The sequence below is a fragment of the Falsarthrobacter nasiphocae genome, assembly GCF_031456275.1.
GTDB lineage: Bacteria > Actinomycetota > Actinomycetes > Actinomycetales > Micrococcaceae > Falsarthrobacter > Falsarthrobacter nasiphocae.
The window spans coordinates 707,450-722,506 of sequence record NZ_JAVDUI010000001.1 but is presented as its reverse complement, the minus strand read 5'-3'; the positions used below and the strand labels follow the sequence as shown (position 1 = coordinate 722,506).

Below are 15,057 nucleotides of genomic sequence, written 5' to 3'. Positions count from 1 at the left end.
CCTCCTTGCGCGGGTCCCCGTCACGCGGCCCCCGTCAAACTGCGTCAGGAATGAACAATCTAGGTCGCCATCGAAGCCTGTTTCCGGGCTGCAACGCCGTCAATCGTGACCTCGTTTGTTCAATCGAGACGTGGATTGACAAGGGCTGGGGCAAAGTGAGCCGCTGTGCCCCCGGCTACTCGAGCTCGAGGCCCCGGGTCTCGGGCGCCCACACCCACATCAGGCCCAGCGCCGCGACGATGAGCCCCAGGAGCACCCAGAACGAGCCGGTGATGCCGATGGTCGGCCACAGCACGCCCACCACGGCGAGCGGCCCGAGGCCCGCGGCAACACGGGACGCGGCCGAGGCCCACCCGAACCCGCTGGCCCGCAGCCGTGTGGGGTACAGCTCGGAGACGTAGGCGTAGAGGACCGGGATGGCCACCTGGATGAGGAACCCGTACCCGAGGAGCCAGGCCGTGACCCAGGCGGCGTCGTGCAGGCGCATGCTGGCTGCGATGAGGCACAGCAGGGCTGCGGGGGCGCTGATCGCCAGGAGGATCCGCCGGCCGACTCGCTCGACGAGCAGGGCTGCCACAATCACGCCGAGGACGCCCACGAGGGCCATGCCCGCCGTCGTGAGGAACGCCTTGGCCTCGACGAACCCGGCCCCCACGAGGATCTTCGGCATCCACAGCAGGCAGATGTAGTAGGCGAGCAGGATCGTCATGAAGAGCGCCCACGCCACGGCGGTGCGCCGCGCGCTGAAGCGCCACACGGCCCCGAGCATCGAGGGCGAGCTCTCGCGCGCGGGCTCGCTGCCCATGATGTAGTCGCGCGGCTCGGCTCCGGTGGCGCGCACCAGGTGGTCGACGACGGCGCGGGCCTCCGCCTCTCGGCCCCGCCGGGCGAGGAAGAGCGGGGATTCGGGGACGGAGAGGCGGACCCAGAAGACGAGGGCCACGGGGAGCACCATGACGGCCATGAGCAGCCGCCAGTCGTGAACCACGGAGAGGATCCAGGCGGAGGTGGCGGCGCAGAGGGCCGCGCCGACCGGCCACCAGCCGTCCATGGCGGTGAGGATGCGACCGCGGACCCGGGCGGGGGTGAACTCTCCGACGAGGGCGTAGTCGACGGGCACGCACCCGCCGAGGCCCATGCCCGCGAGGAAGCGCATGACGAGGAAGATCTCGTAGTTCGGGGCGAGCCCGCCGAGGACGGTGAAGACGCCGAACATGGCAAGCGTCAGGGAGAACGCGGTCTTCCGGCCGAGGCGGTCGGCGACGGCGCCCCAGGCGAAGGCGCCAACGCCCATGCCGATGAGGTTTGAGGTGCCGAGGAGGGCCGTCTCGCCGGCGGAGAGGTGCCAGTGCTTGACGAGGAGGGGTGCGAGGACGCCGTTGAGCGTGACGTCCCAGGCGTCGAACATGAAGCCGAGGCCGCCGATGAGGAAGATGCGGCCCTGCACTCCCCAGCGGAAGGGCAGGTCCTGGACGATCTCCGCGGCGGTTGGCAGCTGCCCGGTGGGGGCGGGTGCGGTCATGGCACTCCTTGGTCGTTGTCGAACTGACAAAAAGCACTCTACGCCCTGAGGGCCCCTCCGCAAGCCACGCGTCACCGGCGCCCCAACGCGGCGTGGCCTCGAACCTCCTAGACTGGACAAGGACGCCGGAGGGACGCGACCGGCGCATGACACCAGGAGATTTCCCGATGACCCTTGCCCTTGACCGTGTGCCCCTCAAGCGGGCCCTCGTCTCCGTGTATGACAAGACCGGCCTCGACGAGCTGGCCCGCGGCCTCCACGAGGCCGGGGTGTCCATCGTCTCGACGGGCTCCACGGCCAAGCGCATCGCCGAGGCCGGCGTCCCTGTCACGGAGGTCTCCGAGGTGACCGGGTTCCAGGAGTGCCTCGACGGCCGCGTCAAGACGCTGCACCCGCGCGTGCACGCGGGCATCCTCGCGGACCGCCGCAACGAGGACCACGTGGCGCAGCTCGAGACCATGGAGATCGAGCCCTTCGACCTCGTCGTCGTCAACCTCTACCCGTTCGCGGAGACGGTCCGCTCCGGCGCCGGCCAGGACGAGGTCGTCGAGCAGATCGACATCGGAGGCCCCTCGATGGTCCGCGCCGCGGCCAAGAACCACGCCTCGGCCGCGATCGTCGTGGACCCCGCGTCGTACCCGAGCGTCGTCGAGGCCGCCAAGAACGGCGGCTTCGACCTGCGCGCCCGCCAGCGCCTCGCCTCCCTCGCGTTCGCGCACACGGCGGCCTATGACAACGCCGTGGCCGCCTGGACCGCCGCCCAGTTCGGCGACGACGACCAGCCCGCCGAGTTCCCGCCGTACGCGGGCGTCGCCCTCGAGCGCGCCGAGACCCTGCGCTACGGCGAGAACCCCCACCAGAGCGCGGCCATGTACGTGGACCACGCCGCCCCGGAGGGCATCGCCCAGGCGGAGCAGCTCCACGGCAAGGCCATGAGCTACAACAACTTCGTCGACGCGGACGCGGCCCTGCGCGCGGCGTTCGACTTCACGACGCCCGCCGTCGCCATCATCAAGCACGCCAACCCGTGCGGGATCGCCTCGGTCCCTGAGGGCGGCGAGATCGCGGACGCCTACGCGAAGGCGCATGCGTGCGACCCGGTCTCGGCCTTCGGCGGCGTCATTGCCTCCAATCGCACGGTGACGGAGCGCATGGCGCTCGCGGTCAAGGACGTCTTCACGGAGGTCGTCGTGGCGCCCGGGTTTGAGCCAGCCGCCGTCGAGATCCTCACGCAGAAGAAGAACATCCGCCTGCTCGTCCTCCCGGAGGGCTTCCGCCGGGACTCGGTGGAGATGCGCCAGATCTCCGGCGGCATGCTCCTGCAGAAGTCTGACGTGATCGACGCCGAGGGCGATTCCCCGGCCAACTGGACCCTCGTGGCCGGAGAGGCCGCGGACGAGCGGACCCTGGCCGACCTCGAGTTCGCGTGGCGCGCCGTGCGGGCCGCCAAGTCCAACGCGATCCTCCTTGCGAAGGACCAGGGCGCCGTGGGCGTGGGCATGGGCCAGGTCAACCGCGTGGACTCCTGCCGCCTCGCCGTTGAGCGCGCCAACACGCTCTTCACGGTGGACGGAGAGCCCGTGGAGCGCGCGCGGGGCGCCGTGGCCGCCTCGGACGCGTTCTTCCCCTTCGCTGACGGCCTTCAGATCCTGCTCGACGCCGGCGTGCGCGCGGTCGTCCAGCCCGGCGGCTCGGTGCGGGATGAGGAGACGATCGCCGCGGCGAAGGAGGCCGGCGTGACGATGTACCTGACCGGCACGCGCCACTTCTTCCACTAGAGATCGCGCGTCATGATGTGGTTGGCACGGCCGTGCCACTGATGTGAAAATGAGCGGGCTCTGCCGTGAATCGTGGAAGTTTTTCACCGAATCGTCCACCAGAAGACAGAGCCCGCTCATGATCCAGGGTGACGTGCCTGTGGCACTGGCCGGACGCTTGTGCCTCCTCGCTACGTCATCTCCTGGACAGAGACGCGCAGGTCTACGTTGCTGAGAGGATCGGTGCTTCCGGCCATGGCGGACTGCTGCCCCCGAGGCGGCCCTCGACACTCACTCCAGGCTGCATCGCGCACATCACCGCAGGGGGATCTTGATTGTGTCTCGTCCTAGAATCATGAAATCCATCGCTCCTTCCCTCGCCATTCTGGCGACGGCGATATTTTTGTGGGTTGCCGCCCGCGGAACGCGGAGCCCTCGCGAGACCGTGATTCTTTTCTCACTCATTTTTGGTCTGTATCTGCTGGGTGCGGTGTGGGCGTATTTCCGACGGCAGCATGGACTGGCCGTATTTTTGGCTATCGTGTCTTTCGTGGCAATTCCAGCCCTGGTTTCCTATGGATATTTTGTTGAGATGGTGACCCGCTGAATCTTGGGGCATGGCGTTGTTGACCCCATCTGTGTCGACCGCGCCGTGGGCCATCACCGCTGGGCTCCTCGTGAGCCCCGTCCGGACTCCTGCGATCCGCCCCGCGTGTTGACGAGCGTCCGCCTTCGGCGCTACGGTCGGAGAAGCAAACCATCAAGAGCGGCCGAGAGATCTGGCTCAGTGACGCCGCAGCAACCATGGTCGACGACCCTTCGCCGCCCAACGGTGCTTCCGCCAGAACCGATGGAGATGTATCACACGAGCCGTCTCCGGGAGCCCTCGGCAGGACTGCGCCCCGTTCCCGGTCTCACCGTTCACTCTGATGCCTCCCTTGGTTGATCCCAAGGAGTGTCCTATGACCCGATCCATCCCGGCGCGGCGGAGCGCCGCGCGCCCCCGCTCGTTCTCCGAGGTCCCACACGCCGGGCCCGGTTTCCACACCAGGGCCGTCCATGCGGGCCACGGCGCGGAGCCCCGCCCCGCCCCGGATGCGCGCTCTCGCGTGGAGGCGCAGCTGGCGGCCCTCGAGGGCGGCGAGGCGGCCTTCGCCTTCGCCTCTGGCCGCGCCGCGTGCACGGCGGTCCTGCGCGCCATGCTCGGCCCGGGTGACAGCGTCCTCTTCGGGCGTCAGGGCGACGCCGGCTCCCGCCGCGTCGTCGAGCAGCTCGCCCCGGCGGTCGGCTTCACCCAGACCCTTGTGGACGTCTCCGATCTCGACGAGGTCGAGGCCGCCGCGGCCCGCACGCGCCCCGCCGTGATCTGGGTCCACTCGCCGTCCGCCCCGTTCCTCGCTGTGGCGGACATCCCCGCGCTGGCCCGCGTTGCGGCCTCGGTGGGGGCCGTGCTCGTCGTGGACAACACCGCGGCCACGCCCTTCGCGCAGCAGCCGCTCGCCCTCGGCGCGGACGTCGTCGTCCACTCCCGGGCCGGACTCCTCGCGGGGCACGGGGGCGCGCAGGGCGGCGCCGTCGTCGTCGGCCGCTCAGGGCTCCCCAGCCCTGGCGAGGCGGGAGGGACCGGCACCCCGCAGCTGAGGAGGAGGGGGCTCGCCGAGGCCGTGGCGCGCGCCCGGCAGGAGGACGGGACGGCCGCCGGCACCCAGGCGAGCGCGCTCATCACTCGGGGGCTCCCGACGCTGGGGCTGCGCGTGGAGCGCCAGAGCGCCACGGCCCTGCAGCTCGCGCGCTGGCTGGAGCACCAGCCGGACGTGGAGGAGGTGCTGTACCCGGGGCTGCCGGGCTGCCCTCAGCACGCCGTTGCGCGGCGCCAGATGCGGTGCTTCGGCGCGGCGCTCGGGCTGAGGCTCTCGGGAGGGCCGACGGCGGTGCGCGGCTTCGCGGAGTCCACCCTCCTCTTCGCGCCGTCAGCCGGCGGGGGAGGGGTGGCCTCGGGGCTGAGCCTCGGTGACGGGCTCGTGGGCCTGTTCGTGGGGCTCGAGGACGGCGCGGACCTGAAGCGGGACCTCTCCCGGGCGCTTGACCACGCGAGGGCGCGGGTCGAGGAGGAGTGGCTCCTGCGGGCCGGCTCGATGTTCGCGGGCGCTCTCGGCTGACATTCTGGCTTGCCTGAGATGCTAGGGGGCATGGAGAAGAACTCAGCTGAATCAACGGTGAATGCGGGCACGCGGGAGGTCGACGTCGTCGTCATCGGCCTCGGCAACGGCGGGGAGGGGATCATCTCGAACCTCGCGGGCCAGGGCCTCGAGGTCGTGGGAATCGAGGCGCACCTCGTCGGCGGGGAGTGCCCCAACTACGCGTGCGTGCCGAGCAAGATGATCCGGCACGAGTCCATGCGGGAGCACCCTGCCTGGGACCGCGTGGCGCACCGGATCCGCCGGGACACGGCGCACAACTGGGACGACTCCACGACCACGGAGAACCTGCGGGAGACCGGCGCGGAGATCATCCACGGCATCGCCGAGCTGACGGGGGAGCGCACCGTGACGGTGCGGCATGCCCGCCCGGACGAGAGCCAGGGCAAGACCCCCGACGGCAGCCCCAGCGGCTCCCACGACTCGGCCTCCGACGCCTCAACCGAGACCGTGTTCCGCGCTCGGCGTGCCGTGGTCCTCGGCACAGGCTCGGTCAGCGTCCTGCCCGAGGTCAAGGGCTCCGCGGGAGACGTGGGCCAGAACGCGATGGCCTTCCCGACCGCGCAGGAGACCCGCCGCCCCGGCGAGCCCGTGCGCTTCTGGACCCACCGGGACGTGGCCACGGCCACGACGCTCCCCGCCAGCGTCGCTGTCATCGGCGGCGGCGTCATCGCGTGCGAGCTCGGCCAGTTCCTGGCCCGCTTCGGGGTCGAGGTGACCATGCTTGTGCGCGGCCCGCGCCTCATGCGGACCGAGGGCGCGAGCGAGGCCGAGTTCATCAAGGGCTGCCTCGAGGCGGACGGCGTCCGCGTCCTCACCGAGACCGAGGCCGTCTCCGTTGAGCACACGGAGTCCGGGGCCGTCCGGGCGGTGCTCTCCACCGGCGGGGAGATCGTCGTCGAGCGCATTCTGGCGGCCACCGGACGCAAGCCGCGGGACCCGCGCGCGACGGACGTCTACTGCCGCGTCCTCGAGGACGGTGAGCCCTCCTCCTGGCTCTTCGCGGTGGGGGACCAGGGCTCGCACGGCGAGTTCACGCACGTGGCCGTTCCGGACGGGAAGATCGCCGCGGACGTCATCCTCGCGGGCGGGGAGGTCGACGACGTCTCGCCGTTCCCCCTCCACGCCGTCCCGCGCGTGACGTTCACGGTCCCGGAGATCGCCGGAGTCGGGCTGACGGAGGACGCGGCGCGGGAGAAGGCCGAGGATGAGGGCTGGGACGTCGTCGCCACGACCAAGGACGTCAATGAGAACGCTCGCGGCTGGATCGACGAGCTGCACGGGTCGATGACCCTCGTCGCGGACCGGAAGAGTGGGCGGCTCCTGGGGGCCTCCGTGGCCTGCGAGGGGGCGGGCGAGGTCCTCGGCGCCCTGACCGTGGCCGTCCACGAGAAGATGACAGTCGGGGAGCTGCGGCGCGTCCTCTGGGCGTACCCCACGCTGCACCGCGTCATCGGGGACGCGCTCGCCGAGCTGGACGCCTGAGCGCCGCCGGGGCAGGCCCAGCACAGCCGGGGGCGGAAGGAGACCAGCGCGGCGCTCCTTCACCCCGGCGCCGGCGGCCGCGCGGGGCGCCGGCGGTAGAATTGGCCTGTGACTGACACCCAGACTGACGTCCTGCCGCCCTGCCCCGAGTGCTCCTCCGAGTACGTCTACGAGATGCCGCCGCTGCTCGTCTGCCCCGAGTGCGCGCATGAGTTCTCCCCCGCGGACGCTGACGCTCCGGGAGAGGACGACGACGCCCCCCGCGTCATCAAGGACGCCGTCGGCAACGTCCTCGCGGACGGGGACACCGTCACCGTCATCAAAGACCTCAAGGTCAAGGGCCAGTCCCAGTCCATCAAGGTGGGCACCAAGGTCCGCGGCATCCGCCTCGTGGACGGGGTCGGGGACCACGACATCGACTGCAAGGTGGACGGGTTCGGCCCCATGCAGCTCAAGTCCTCGGTGGTCAAGAAGGTCTGACCCGCCGCGTTTCCTACGCGCTTCGGCAACCTCGGCGCCCGCCAGGTGAATACGTGAAAACGGCACCCCACGATTGGGTTGAACAATTCGCCCGTTTTAACTGTCTACTTTTCGTGCTGTAGAGTCTTGTCTCACATGAGGTACGTGATCTGCGTGCCCAGTAACGCGGCCTCTGACCGCGTTGCGACGGCGGACTCAACGAGGAGTATGCGATGTCTAACTCTCTTCCCGGACCAAGTGATATTCATGGGCCGGCTACTCATCCTCAGCCGGGAGTTCCCGGAGGGCCTACTGGCTATCCGGCTCCCGAATCTGGTTCGCACGCCCCCAATAAGCGGGGTGGCGGCTGTCTTAAGTGGGCTCTCATTATCGGTGGAGCTTGCCTTGGTCTCATCATCTTGATGAGTTTAATTGGGTCGCTGGGCAAGTCCAACGACACTAGCAGTTCAAAGACGACTCCCTCGGCTACCCCGTCGATTGCACAGCCCACGGCTTCGGAGACCGCCGTGGCGCCGACCGAGGAGGCTAGCGCTACGCCCGAGCCTGAAGTGACGACGCCGGCCGCAGCCGCCCCCAGCCAGCCGGCAGTGTCGGCGGTCAATCAGGCTGCACTGAACAAGGCGAATCAGTACGCGTCGGTAATGCACATGTCCAAGCAGGGAGTCTATGACCAGCTTGTGTCGGAATACGGGGAAAAGTTCACACCTGAGGCGGCCCAGTACGCAATCGACAACATGAAGGCGGACTGGAATGCTAACGCCCTGGCGAAGGCGAAAGTTTACCAGAAGCAGATGAGCATGTCGCCCAGCGCGATCTACGATCAGCTGGTTTCCGAGTATGGCGAGAAGTTCACGCCGGCTGAGGCGCAGTACGCGGTTGATCATCTAACACAGTAACGTGGGTCATCCGTAAGGTGTTCCTGAGGACAGGAGGGCCGCCCCCTGGGGGGGCCCTCCTGTTTATCTTTGGCGTTCAACTGAACGGATCGCGCTCACAGCGTCACCCGGCCTGCCGCGTCGCGCGCCTCGCATGGGCTGATTGCTGCTACGCCTCGTCGTTCGGGTAGACAACCCCGATGCTCTCGCGGATTGAGTCGAAGAGCTCCATCTGCCGCAGCGAGTCCGCCCAGCTCATGACGGGGGACTCCGTGTCGCCGAGCTGGATGCGCGTGGTCGCCTCCCGCATCTCGTAGACGTACCCCTTGCCCTCAAGCTCGAACGTCAGGACCTCCTCCGCCGGGGCGTCCTGGCCCGTGAGGCGGGCGCCGGCGGGCGTGCGCACAATCCGCGCGGTGCGCGGGGCGTGGAGGGGCTTCTCGACGACGAGCGTGCCGCCGCTGCCGGAGATCACCGCGGTGCTCGGGCAGTCGCTCACGAGCGACATCTGCATCTGGGCCATGTGCCCGCCCTCGAAGACGCCCGTCAGGCCCGTCAGCTCGTCCACGCCCGAGGCCGTCCGGCGGGCCGTCGCATCCACCTGGGTGGGGAAGCCGAAGACAGCCCACGGCCAGTGCAGGACGTACACGCCGAGGTCAAGGAGCGCTCCGCCGCCGGCGTCCACCCGCCAGATGCGGTGATCCGGGTCCGCGGGGGCCACGAACCCGAGACTGGACTGGATCCACTCAGGCGTGCCGACGACCCCGTCCGCGACGAGCGCCATGATGCGCTGCACCCCCGGCTGGAAACGCGTCCACAGGCCCTCCATGAAGAACAGGCCCTTGGCGCGGGCGAGGTCGAGGAGCCCGCGGAGCTCGGCCGCGTTGATCGTCACCGCCTTCTCGCAGACCACGTGCTTGCCGGCCTCGAGGGCGGCGCGGGCGTGCTCGGCGTGCTGGCCATGGGGGGTCGCCACATAGACCACGTCCACCTCGGGGTCCGCGAGCATCCGCTCCAGGCCCGTGGCGGGGACGCGCCCCGCGGCCGCCGTCGTCGTCTCATCACCGTAGGCGCGCTCAACGCCGAGGCGACGCGCGAAGTCCTCCGCCGCCTCCTGGGAGCGGGACGAGACCGCGACGAGGCGAGCGTCCTCAAGCAGGGCGATGTCCGGGGTGACCTTCTCCGCGATCCGCCCCGTGGAGACGATGCCCCAGCCGAGGGTGCGGCCGGTGGCGGTGCGAGGGTCCGCGTCGAGGGGGAGGAGGGGCGCGGGGATCGGTGCGGGGAGGGACGTCATGACCCCATCCTAAGAGGGAAGGCCCGGCCCGCCCCCACAAGAGGGGCGGGCCGGGCCTTTCAGGCTGAAGCCGGTGTGGAGCTACTTCGTGATCGGCCCGAGCGTCGGGTCGTTCTTGTAGACCTCAGCGGCGTTGTCCTTCGTCACGATGACGGGCTCGAGCAGGTAGGCCGGGACGACCTTCTTGCCGTTGTTGTAGGACTTCTCGTCGTTCGTGGTGGCCTTGCCGGTGGACTGGAGCTCGTTGACCATCGTCACGGCCTGCTTGACGAGCGCGCGCGTGTCCTTGGAGATCGTCGAGTACTGCTCGCCCTTCATGATGAGCTTGACGGACTCGACCTCGGAGTCCTGGCCCGTGATGACCGGGGTCGGCTTGCCGGCGGACTTCACCGAGGTGAGGACGGCGCGGGCCAGCGTGTCGTTGGGGGAGAGGACGCCGTCCAGCTTCGCGGAGGCGTACGAGCCCGAGAGGATCGTGTCGAAGCGCTTCTGGGCGTTCTCGGCCTTCCAGCCCTGGGTGACGACCTGGTTGAACTGCGTCTGGCCGGAGAGGACCTTCATCTCGCCCTTGGAGATCTCGGGCTGGAGCTTGCTCATGGCCCCGTCGAAGAAGCGCTTGGAGTTGGCGTCGTCCGGGCTGCCGGCGAGGAGCTCAATGTTCCACGGGGCGGAGCCCTTCTTCTTCAGGCCGTCGATGAGAGCCTGGCCCTGGAGCTCGCCGACCTTGAAGTTGTCGAACGCGAGGTAGTAGTCCACGTTGGCCGTGTCCTCGACGAGGCGGTCGTAGGCGATGACCGTGGCGCCGGCGTCCTTGGCCTGCTTGAGCTGGCTGCCCAGCTGCTTGGAGTCGATGGCGCCGACGATGATGACCTTCGCGCCCTTCGAGACCATGCTCGAGATCTGGTTCTGCTGCTCGGCCACGCCGTTGTTGGCGAACTGGACGTCCGTCTTGTAGCCGGCGGCCTCGAGGTCGTCCTTGAACAGCTTCTCCGCGAGGACCCAGTTCTCACTCGTCTTCTGCGGGAGGGCGACGCCGATGAGCGAGCCCTTCTCGAACCCGGCGCTCGCGGACGAGCCGGAGCCGGAGTTCGTGGTGCTCTCCTGGCGGCCGCAGCCCGTGAGGGCCAGGGCGGAGGCCGCGACGACGGCCGCCGCGGTGGTCATGAACTTGCGCATTCTTCTCTCCTGATGGATGAGGGAGGGGATCCGTGCCCGGCGGGCGCCGGCGACGGGGTGGACAGTGCGGGTCAGGCCGCGGGCTTGGGGTCGGCCGCGGTGACGTCCTCGGCCGGCTGGGCAGCCTCTGCCTTGGGCTTCGTGAAGCCGCGGCTGAGGGCGCCGAGGACGGACGGCTTGCCCTGGTTCTTGTTGTAGACGTCGATGGCGACGGCGAGGAGGAGCACGAGGCCCTTGACGATCGCCTGCGCGTCAGCGCCGACGCCGAGGAGGTACAGGCCGTTGTTGAGGACGGCCATGACGAGGCCGCCGACGATCGAGCCGACAACCGTGCCGACGCCGCCGGAGACAGCCGCGCCGCCGATGAACACGGCCGCGATCGCGTCGAGCTCCCAGCCGGTGCCGTCGAACGGGCCGGACGCGCCGGAGCGAGCCACGAACATCATGCCCGCGAGGGCCGCGAGGACCGACATGTTCATCATGACGAGGAAGTTGACGCGCTTGGAGCGCACGCCGGACAGCTCCGCCGCGTGCCGGTTGCCGCCGACCGCGTAGACGTGGCGCCCAAGGATCGTCTTCGAGGACACGAAGCTGTAGACCGCCACGAGGATGCCGAGGATGATCGCGGAGACCGGCACGGAGGTGCCCGGGCGGCCCGTCGCGAACAGGTACGTCACGTAGAGCACCGCGCCGCAGAGGAGGAAGAGGCGGATGCCGACGATGGCGGCTGGCGCCGGGGTGAGGCCGATCGCCTTGTCCTGCCGCCGGATCTTGAGCTCGTTGGCGATGAGGAGGCCGCAGAGAATGAGGCCGAGGAGCAGCGTGAGGTTGTTGTAGCCAGTGTTGGGCCCAACCTCGGGGAGGTAGCCCGCGCCGATGAACTGGAATCCCTCGGGGACCGAGATCGAGTTGGACTGGCCGATGAACTGGTTGACGCCGCGGAAGATGAGCATGCCCGCGAGGGTGACGATGAAGGCGGGGATGCCGACGTACGCCACCCAGAAGCCCTGCCAGGCGCCGATGACCGCGCCGAGCGCGAGGCCGAGGAGGACGGCGAGCGGCCAGGGCAGGTTGTAGTTCTGCATGGCGAGGGCCACGATGACGCCAACCGCCGCGGCGACGGACCCCACAGAGAGGTCGATGTGGCCGGCGATGATGACGAGGACCATGCCCACGGCGAGCACGAGGATGTACGCGTTGCCGTTCATGAGGTTCATGAGGTTGGTGGGCGTGAGGACGTTGCCGCCTGTCGCGATCTGGAAGTACGCGACGAGGGCGACGAGCGCCACAATCATGCCGAGTTGGCGGAAGTCGCCGCCGAAGATCTTCTTGAGAGTGTCCATGGTCCTGTTACTTCGTGTCGGGGCCGACCGGTGCGGCGACGGCGTCGTCGGCCCGGGCTGCTCGGCGGGGTGCGGTGGCGGGGTTCGAGGTCATGAGCCGCATGAGGGTCTCCTGGGTGGCGTCCGCCTTGGCGACTTCGCCCGTGATGCTTCCCTCGAAGATGGTGTAGATGCGGTCCGAGAGGCCGATGAGCTCCGGCAGCTCGGACGAGACGACGATGACGGCCTTGCCCTGGTCGGCGAGGCGCTGGATGATGCCGTAGATCTCGTACTTCGCGCCGACGTCGATGCCGCGAGTGGGCTCATCGAGGATGAGGACCTCGGGGCCGGTGAACATCCACTTGGAGAGCACGACCTTCTGCTGGTTGCCGCCGGAGAGCTTGGCGACGGGCGCATTGACGGACGGAGCCTTGGTCCGCATGGAGTTCTTGTACTCCTCGGCGACCGAGGCTTCGCGGCGCTCGTCGATGACGCCGCCCGTGGCCACGCGGTTGAGCGCGGCGGCCACCGTCGTCGCCTTGATGTCGTCCAGCTGGTTGAAGCCGAGCGATTTGCGGTCCTCGGTGACGTAGGCGAGCCCGGCCGCGATGGCTGCGGGGACGCTCGCCAACTGAACGGTCTTGCCGTCGATGGCGACGGTTCCGGAGATCCATCGGCCGTAGGAGCGGCCGAAGACCGAGCGCACGAGCTCCGTGCGCCCTGCGCCCATGAGGCCGGCGAATCCGACGATCTCGCCGCGGCGCACGTGGAAGCTGTTGGACTTGGAGACGAGCCGGTCCGGGACGCTCGGGTGGGCCACGGTCCAGTCCCGCACCTCGAGGAGGACATCGCCGATGTTCGGGGTGTGGTCCGGGAAGCGGGAGCTCAGCGAGCGCCCCACCATGGAGCGGATGATCCGGTCCTCGTCGACCCCGTCGTCCTTGACGTTGAGCGTCTCGACGGAGCGGCCGTCGCGGATGATCGTGATCGAGTCGGAGATCTGCTCGATCTCGTTGAGCTTGTGGCTGATGATGATCGCCGTGATGCCCTGGCTGCGCAGGCCGTCGAGAATTGAGAGGAGGTGCTGGGAGTCCGTCTCGTTGAGGGCGGCCGTGGGCTCGTCGAGCACGAGAAGGCGCACATCCTTGCCGAGGGCCTTGGCGATCTCGACCAGCTGCTGCTTGCCGACGCCGATCTCTGAGACGAGCGTGGTGGGGTCTTCGCTCAGGCCGACCCGCTGCATGAGCTCGATGGCCCGCGTGTTGGTGGTCTTCCAGTCGATCGCGCCGAAGCGGCCGCGGACTTCGTTGCCGAGGAAGATGTTCTCCGCGATGGAGAGCTGGGGGACGAGCGCCAGCTCCTGGTGGATGATGACGATTCCGGCGGCTTCCGAGTCTCGGATGCCGCGGAACTGCTGCACGGCGCCGTCGTAGACGACGTCGCCCTCGTACGTCCCGTGGGGGTACACCCCGGAGAGGACCTTCATGAGGGTGGACTTCCCGGCGCCGTTCTCGCCGCAGATGGCGTGAATCTCGCCCCGGCGAACAGCGAGGTGGACGTCCTCGAGTGCTTTGACCCCGGGGAACGTCTTGGTGATCCCCGTCATGCGGAGGATCTCGTCTGGCTGGGCCACGTCGCCCCTTTCGAGTGGTAAGACCACTGCTGGTTCAGTAGATCGATTCATATTGAACGGGAACTTGCTGTTGCCGTCAAGTGTTGAATGCAACTTTAGACGCAGTCGCCCCTATTCCGCGTCCGTGAGAATGAGCGCGACGGCGCCCAGCGCCTCGGTGAGGTCTCCCCGCGAGGAGGGGAGGACTCGCACCGTTTCGCGGATGAGCGGGACGCTGTGCCGGCGCATCGACGCCTCCAGCGGGGCAATGAACTCCGCCTCGAGGCACGCGAGAGGGCCGCCCACGACGATGAGCTCGGGGCCGAGAATGTTGGCGAGGTGGCCGCTCGCCTCGCCGATCGCGCGCCCGGCGTCCTCGAGGAAGCGGATGGCGGCGAGGTCCCCGGACTGGGCCAGGCGCGGAATGTCCTCGCTCGTGGACACGTCCCGGCCGGCGAGGCGCAGGTTGTCGAGCAGCGACTTCGTCGAGGCCACGGTCTCGAGGCAGCCGCGGTTTCCGCAGCGGCACACGACGTCCGAGGACTGCAGGCCCATGTGCCCGATCTCCCCGCTCACGCCGAGCGCGCCCGCCAGCAGGGAGCCGCCCACGACGATCCCCGCGCCGATGCCCGTTCCCACCTTGATGTACACGAGGTTGGAGACCTCACGGTGGTCGCCGAAGTGGGCCTCGCCGAGGGCGCCCAGGTTGGCGTCGTTGCCGATCCGCACCGGCCGATTGAAGGCCCGCTCCAAGCCGGGGAGCAGGTCGATCCCCACCCACTCCGGCAGGATGGCGCCCTCGATCACGGTGTGGGACCGCTGGTCGATGGGGCCCGGAATGCCGACCCCCACCCCGATGACATCCTCGTTCCGCCGCCCGATCTCCTCCAGCAGTGCCCGATACTCCTCGACCGCCACGGCCAGGGTGCGCTGGGCTGTGTGGCCCACGGGCAGCGGGACGAAGCGCTCCCCGAGGAGCTGCCTCGCCGCCGTGGCCGCCACGAGGCGGACGTGCCGGCGGCCAATGTCCACGCCGACGGCCACCTCGCGGCTCGCGGTGAGAGAGACCTGCCAGGCCCTCCGGCCGGAACTCGTCGTCGCCTCGCGAGTGGCTGCGCCGGCGTCGACCATCTCCGCGACGATATTGCTCACCGTGGCCGGAGACAGGCCCGTGGACCGGGAGAGCTGGGCCTGCGTGGCCGGGCCGTCGGCGAGGATCTCGCGCAGGCGCTGGCGGTTGCGGGCGCGGAGTGCACTCTGGGATCCGGGGGCGCGCGGCGTCAGGGGAGGTCGTGTCACGGTCTCAAGTAGTTCATGCCGCACGGCTTGGCGT

The 15,057-nt window shown here is 69.1% G+C and carries 12 protein-coding genes and 1 riboswitch; of the genes, 6 read left to right on the top strand and 6 right to left on the bottom strand.

What is annotated here, in order from left to right; genetic code table 11:
* Window positions 1-175 precede the first annotated feature (175 nt).
* A complete protein-coding gene (locus tag J2S35_RS03230) occupies window positions 176-1,522 on the bottom strand; it encodes an MFS transporter (protein WP_309849763.1) in 1,347 nt (448 codons plus the stop codon).
* A gap of 167 nt (window positions 1,523-1,689) precedes the next feature.
* On the opposite strand from J2S35_RS03230, the gene purH reads away from it, so the two are divergent.
* The 6 genes from purH to J2S35_RS03200 all read left to right on the top strand — a co-directional run bounded on the left by purH (window position 1,690) and on the right by J2S35_RS03200 (window position 8,338).
* Complete coding sequence (gene purH, locus J2S35_RS03225; RefSeq protein WP_309849761.1) at window positions 1,690-3,300, top strand: bifunctional phosphoribosylaminoimidazolecarboxamide formyltransferase/IMP cyclohydrolase; 1,611 nt, start codon at window positions 1,690-1,692, stop codon at window positions 3,298-3,300.
* 334 nt (window positions 3,301-3,634) lie between these two features.
* On the top strand, window positions 3,635-3,886 hold the full coding sequence (locus J2S35_RS03220) for a hypothetical protein (RefSeq protein ID WP_309849758.1): 252 nt from the start codon (window positions 3,635-3,637) through the stop codon (window positions 3,884-3,886).
* Window positions 3,887-4,033: 147 nt separating this feature from the next.
* Window positions 4,034-4,136, top strand: a riboswitch (SAM riboswitch).
* A 105-nt stretch (window positions 4,137-4,241) separates the two neighbouring features.
* On the top strand, window positions 4,242-5,438 hold the full coding sequence (locus J2S35_RS03215; RefSeq protein ID WP_309849756.1) for a trans-sulfuration enzyme family protein: 1,197 nt from the start codon (window positions 4,242-4,244) through the stop codon (window positions 5,436-5,438).
* Window positions 5,439-5,468: 30 nt separating this feature from the next.
* Window positions 5,469-6,962, top strand: a complete 1,494-nt coding sequence (locus J2S35_RS03210; RefSeq protein WP_309849755.1) for an NAD(P)/FAD-dependent oxidoreductase — start codon at window positions 5,469-5,471, stop codon at window positions 6,960-6,962.
* A gap of 108 nt (window positions 6,963-7,070) precedes the next feature.
* Window positions 7,071-7,442 carry a zinc ribbon domain-containing protein YjdM gene (locus tag J2S35_RS03205; protein WP_309849754.1) on the top strand — a complete coding sequence of 124 codons (372 nt, stop codon included), beginning with the start codon at window positions 7,071-7,073 and terminating at the stop codon, window positions 7,440-7,442.
* Window positions 7,443-7,948: 506 nt separating this feature from the next.
* A complete protein-coding gene (locus tag J2S35_RS03200) occupies window positions 7,949-8,338 on the top strand; it encodes an Ltp family lipoprotein (protein ID WP_309849752.1) in 390 nt (129 codons plus the stop codon).
* 148 nt (window positions 8,339-8,486) lie between these two features.
* Here the strand turns inward: J2S35_RS03200 and J2S35_RS03195 are convergent, their stop codons facing one another.
* From J2S35_RS03195 to J2S35_RS03175, 5 genes are all read right to left on the bottom strand, one after another.
* A complete protein-coding gene (locus J2S35_RS03195; RefSeq protein WP_309849749.1) occupies window positions 8,487-9,614 on the bottom strand; it encodes a Gfo/Idh/MocA family protein in 1,128 nt (375 codons plus the stop codon).
* Between the two features lie 81 nt (window positions 9,615-9,695).
* On the bottom strand, window positions 9,696-10,790 hold the full coding sequence (locus J2S35_RS03190) for a substrate-binding domain-containing protein (RefSeq protein ID WP_309849748.1): 1,095 nt from the start codon (window positions 10,788-10,790) through the stop codon (window positions 9,696-9,698).
* A 71-nt stretch (window positions 10,791-10,861) separates the two neighbouring features.
* Entirely contained in the window at window positions 10,862-12,133 is a 1,272-nt protein-coding gene (gene mmsB / locus J2S35_RS03185; RefSeq protein WP_309849745.1) for a multiple monosaccharide ABC transporter permease, read from the bottom strand.
* 7 nt (window positions 12,134-12,140) lie between these two features.
* On the bottom strand, window positions 12,141-13,718 hold the full coding sequence (gene mmsA, locus J2S35_RS03180; RefSeq protein WP_309853010.1) for a multiple monosaccharide ABC transporter ATP-binding protein: 1,578 nt from the start codon (window positions 13,716-13,718) through the stop codon (window positions 12,141-12,143).
* A 138-nt stretch (window positions 13,719-13,856) separates the two neighbouring features.
* A complete protein-coding gene (locus tag J2S35_RS03175) occupies window positions 13,857-15,023 on the bottom strand; it encodes an ROK family transcriptional regulator (protein ID WP_309849742.1) in 1,167 nt (388 codons plus the stop codon).
* Between the last annotated feature and the right edge of the window lie 34 nt (window positions 15,024-15,057).

Excerpts from the sequence above, each read along its gene's own strand:
- J2S35_RS03230 (WP_309849763.1), bottom strand. The coding sequence starts at position 1,522 with ATGACCGCACCCGCCCCCACCGGGCAGCTGCCAACCGCCGCGGAGATC.
- purH (WP_309849761.1), top strand. The coding sequence starts at position 1,690 with ATGACCCTTGCCCTTGACCGTGTGCCCCTCAAGCGGGCCCTCGTCTCC.
- J2S35_RS03220 (WP_309849758.1), top strand. The coding sequence starts at position 3,635 with ATGAAATCCATCGCTCCTTCCCTCGCCATTCTGGCGACGGCGATATTT.
- J2S35_RS03215 (WP_309849756.1), top strand. The coding sequence starts at position 4,242 with ATGACCCGATCCATCCCGGCGCGGCGGAGCGCCGCGCGCCCCCGCTCG.
- J2S35_RS03210 (WP_309849755.1), top strand. The coding sequence starts at position 5,469 with ATGGAGAAGAACTCAGCTGAATCAACGGTGAATGCGGGCACGCGGGAG.
- J2S35_RS03195 (WP_309849749.1), bottom strand. The coding sequence starts at position 9,614 with ATGACGTCCCTCCCCGCACCGATCCCCGCGCCCCTCCTCCCCCTCGAC.
- J2S35_RS03190 (WP_309849748.1), bottom strand. The coding sequence starts at position 10,790 with ATGCGCAAGTTCATGACCACCGCGGCGGCCGTCGTCGCGGCCTCCGCC.
- mmsB (WP_309849745.1), bottom strand. The coding sequence starts at position 12,133 with ATGGACACTCTCAAGAAGATCTTCGGCGGCGACTTCCGCCAACTCGGC.
- mmsA (WP_309853010.1), bottom strand. The coding sequence starts at position 13,718 with ATGACGGGGATCACCAAGACGTTCCCCGGGGTCAAAGCACTCGAGGAC.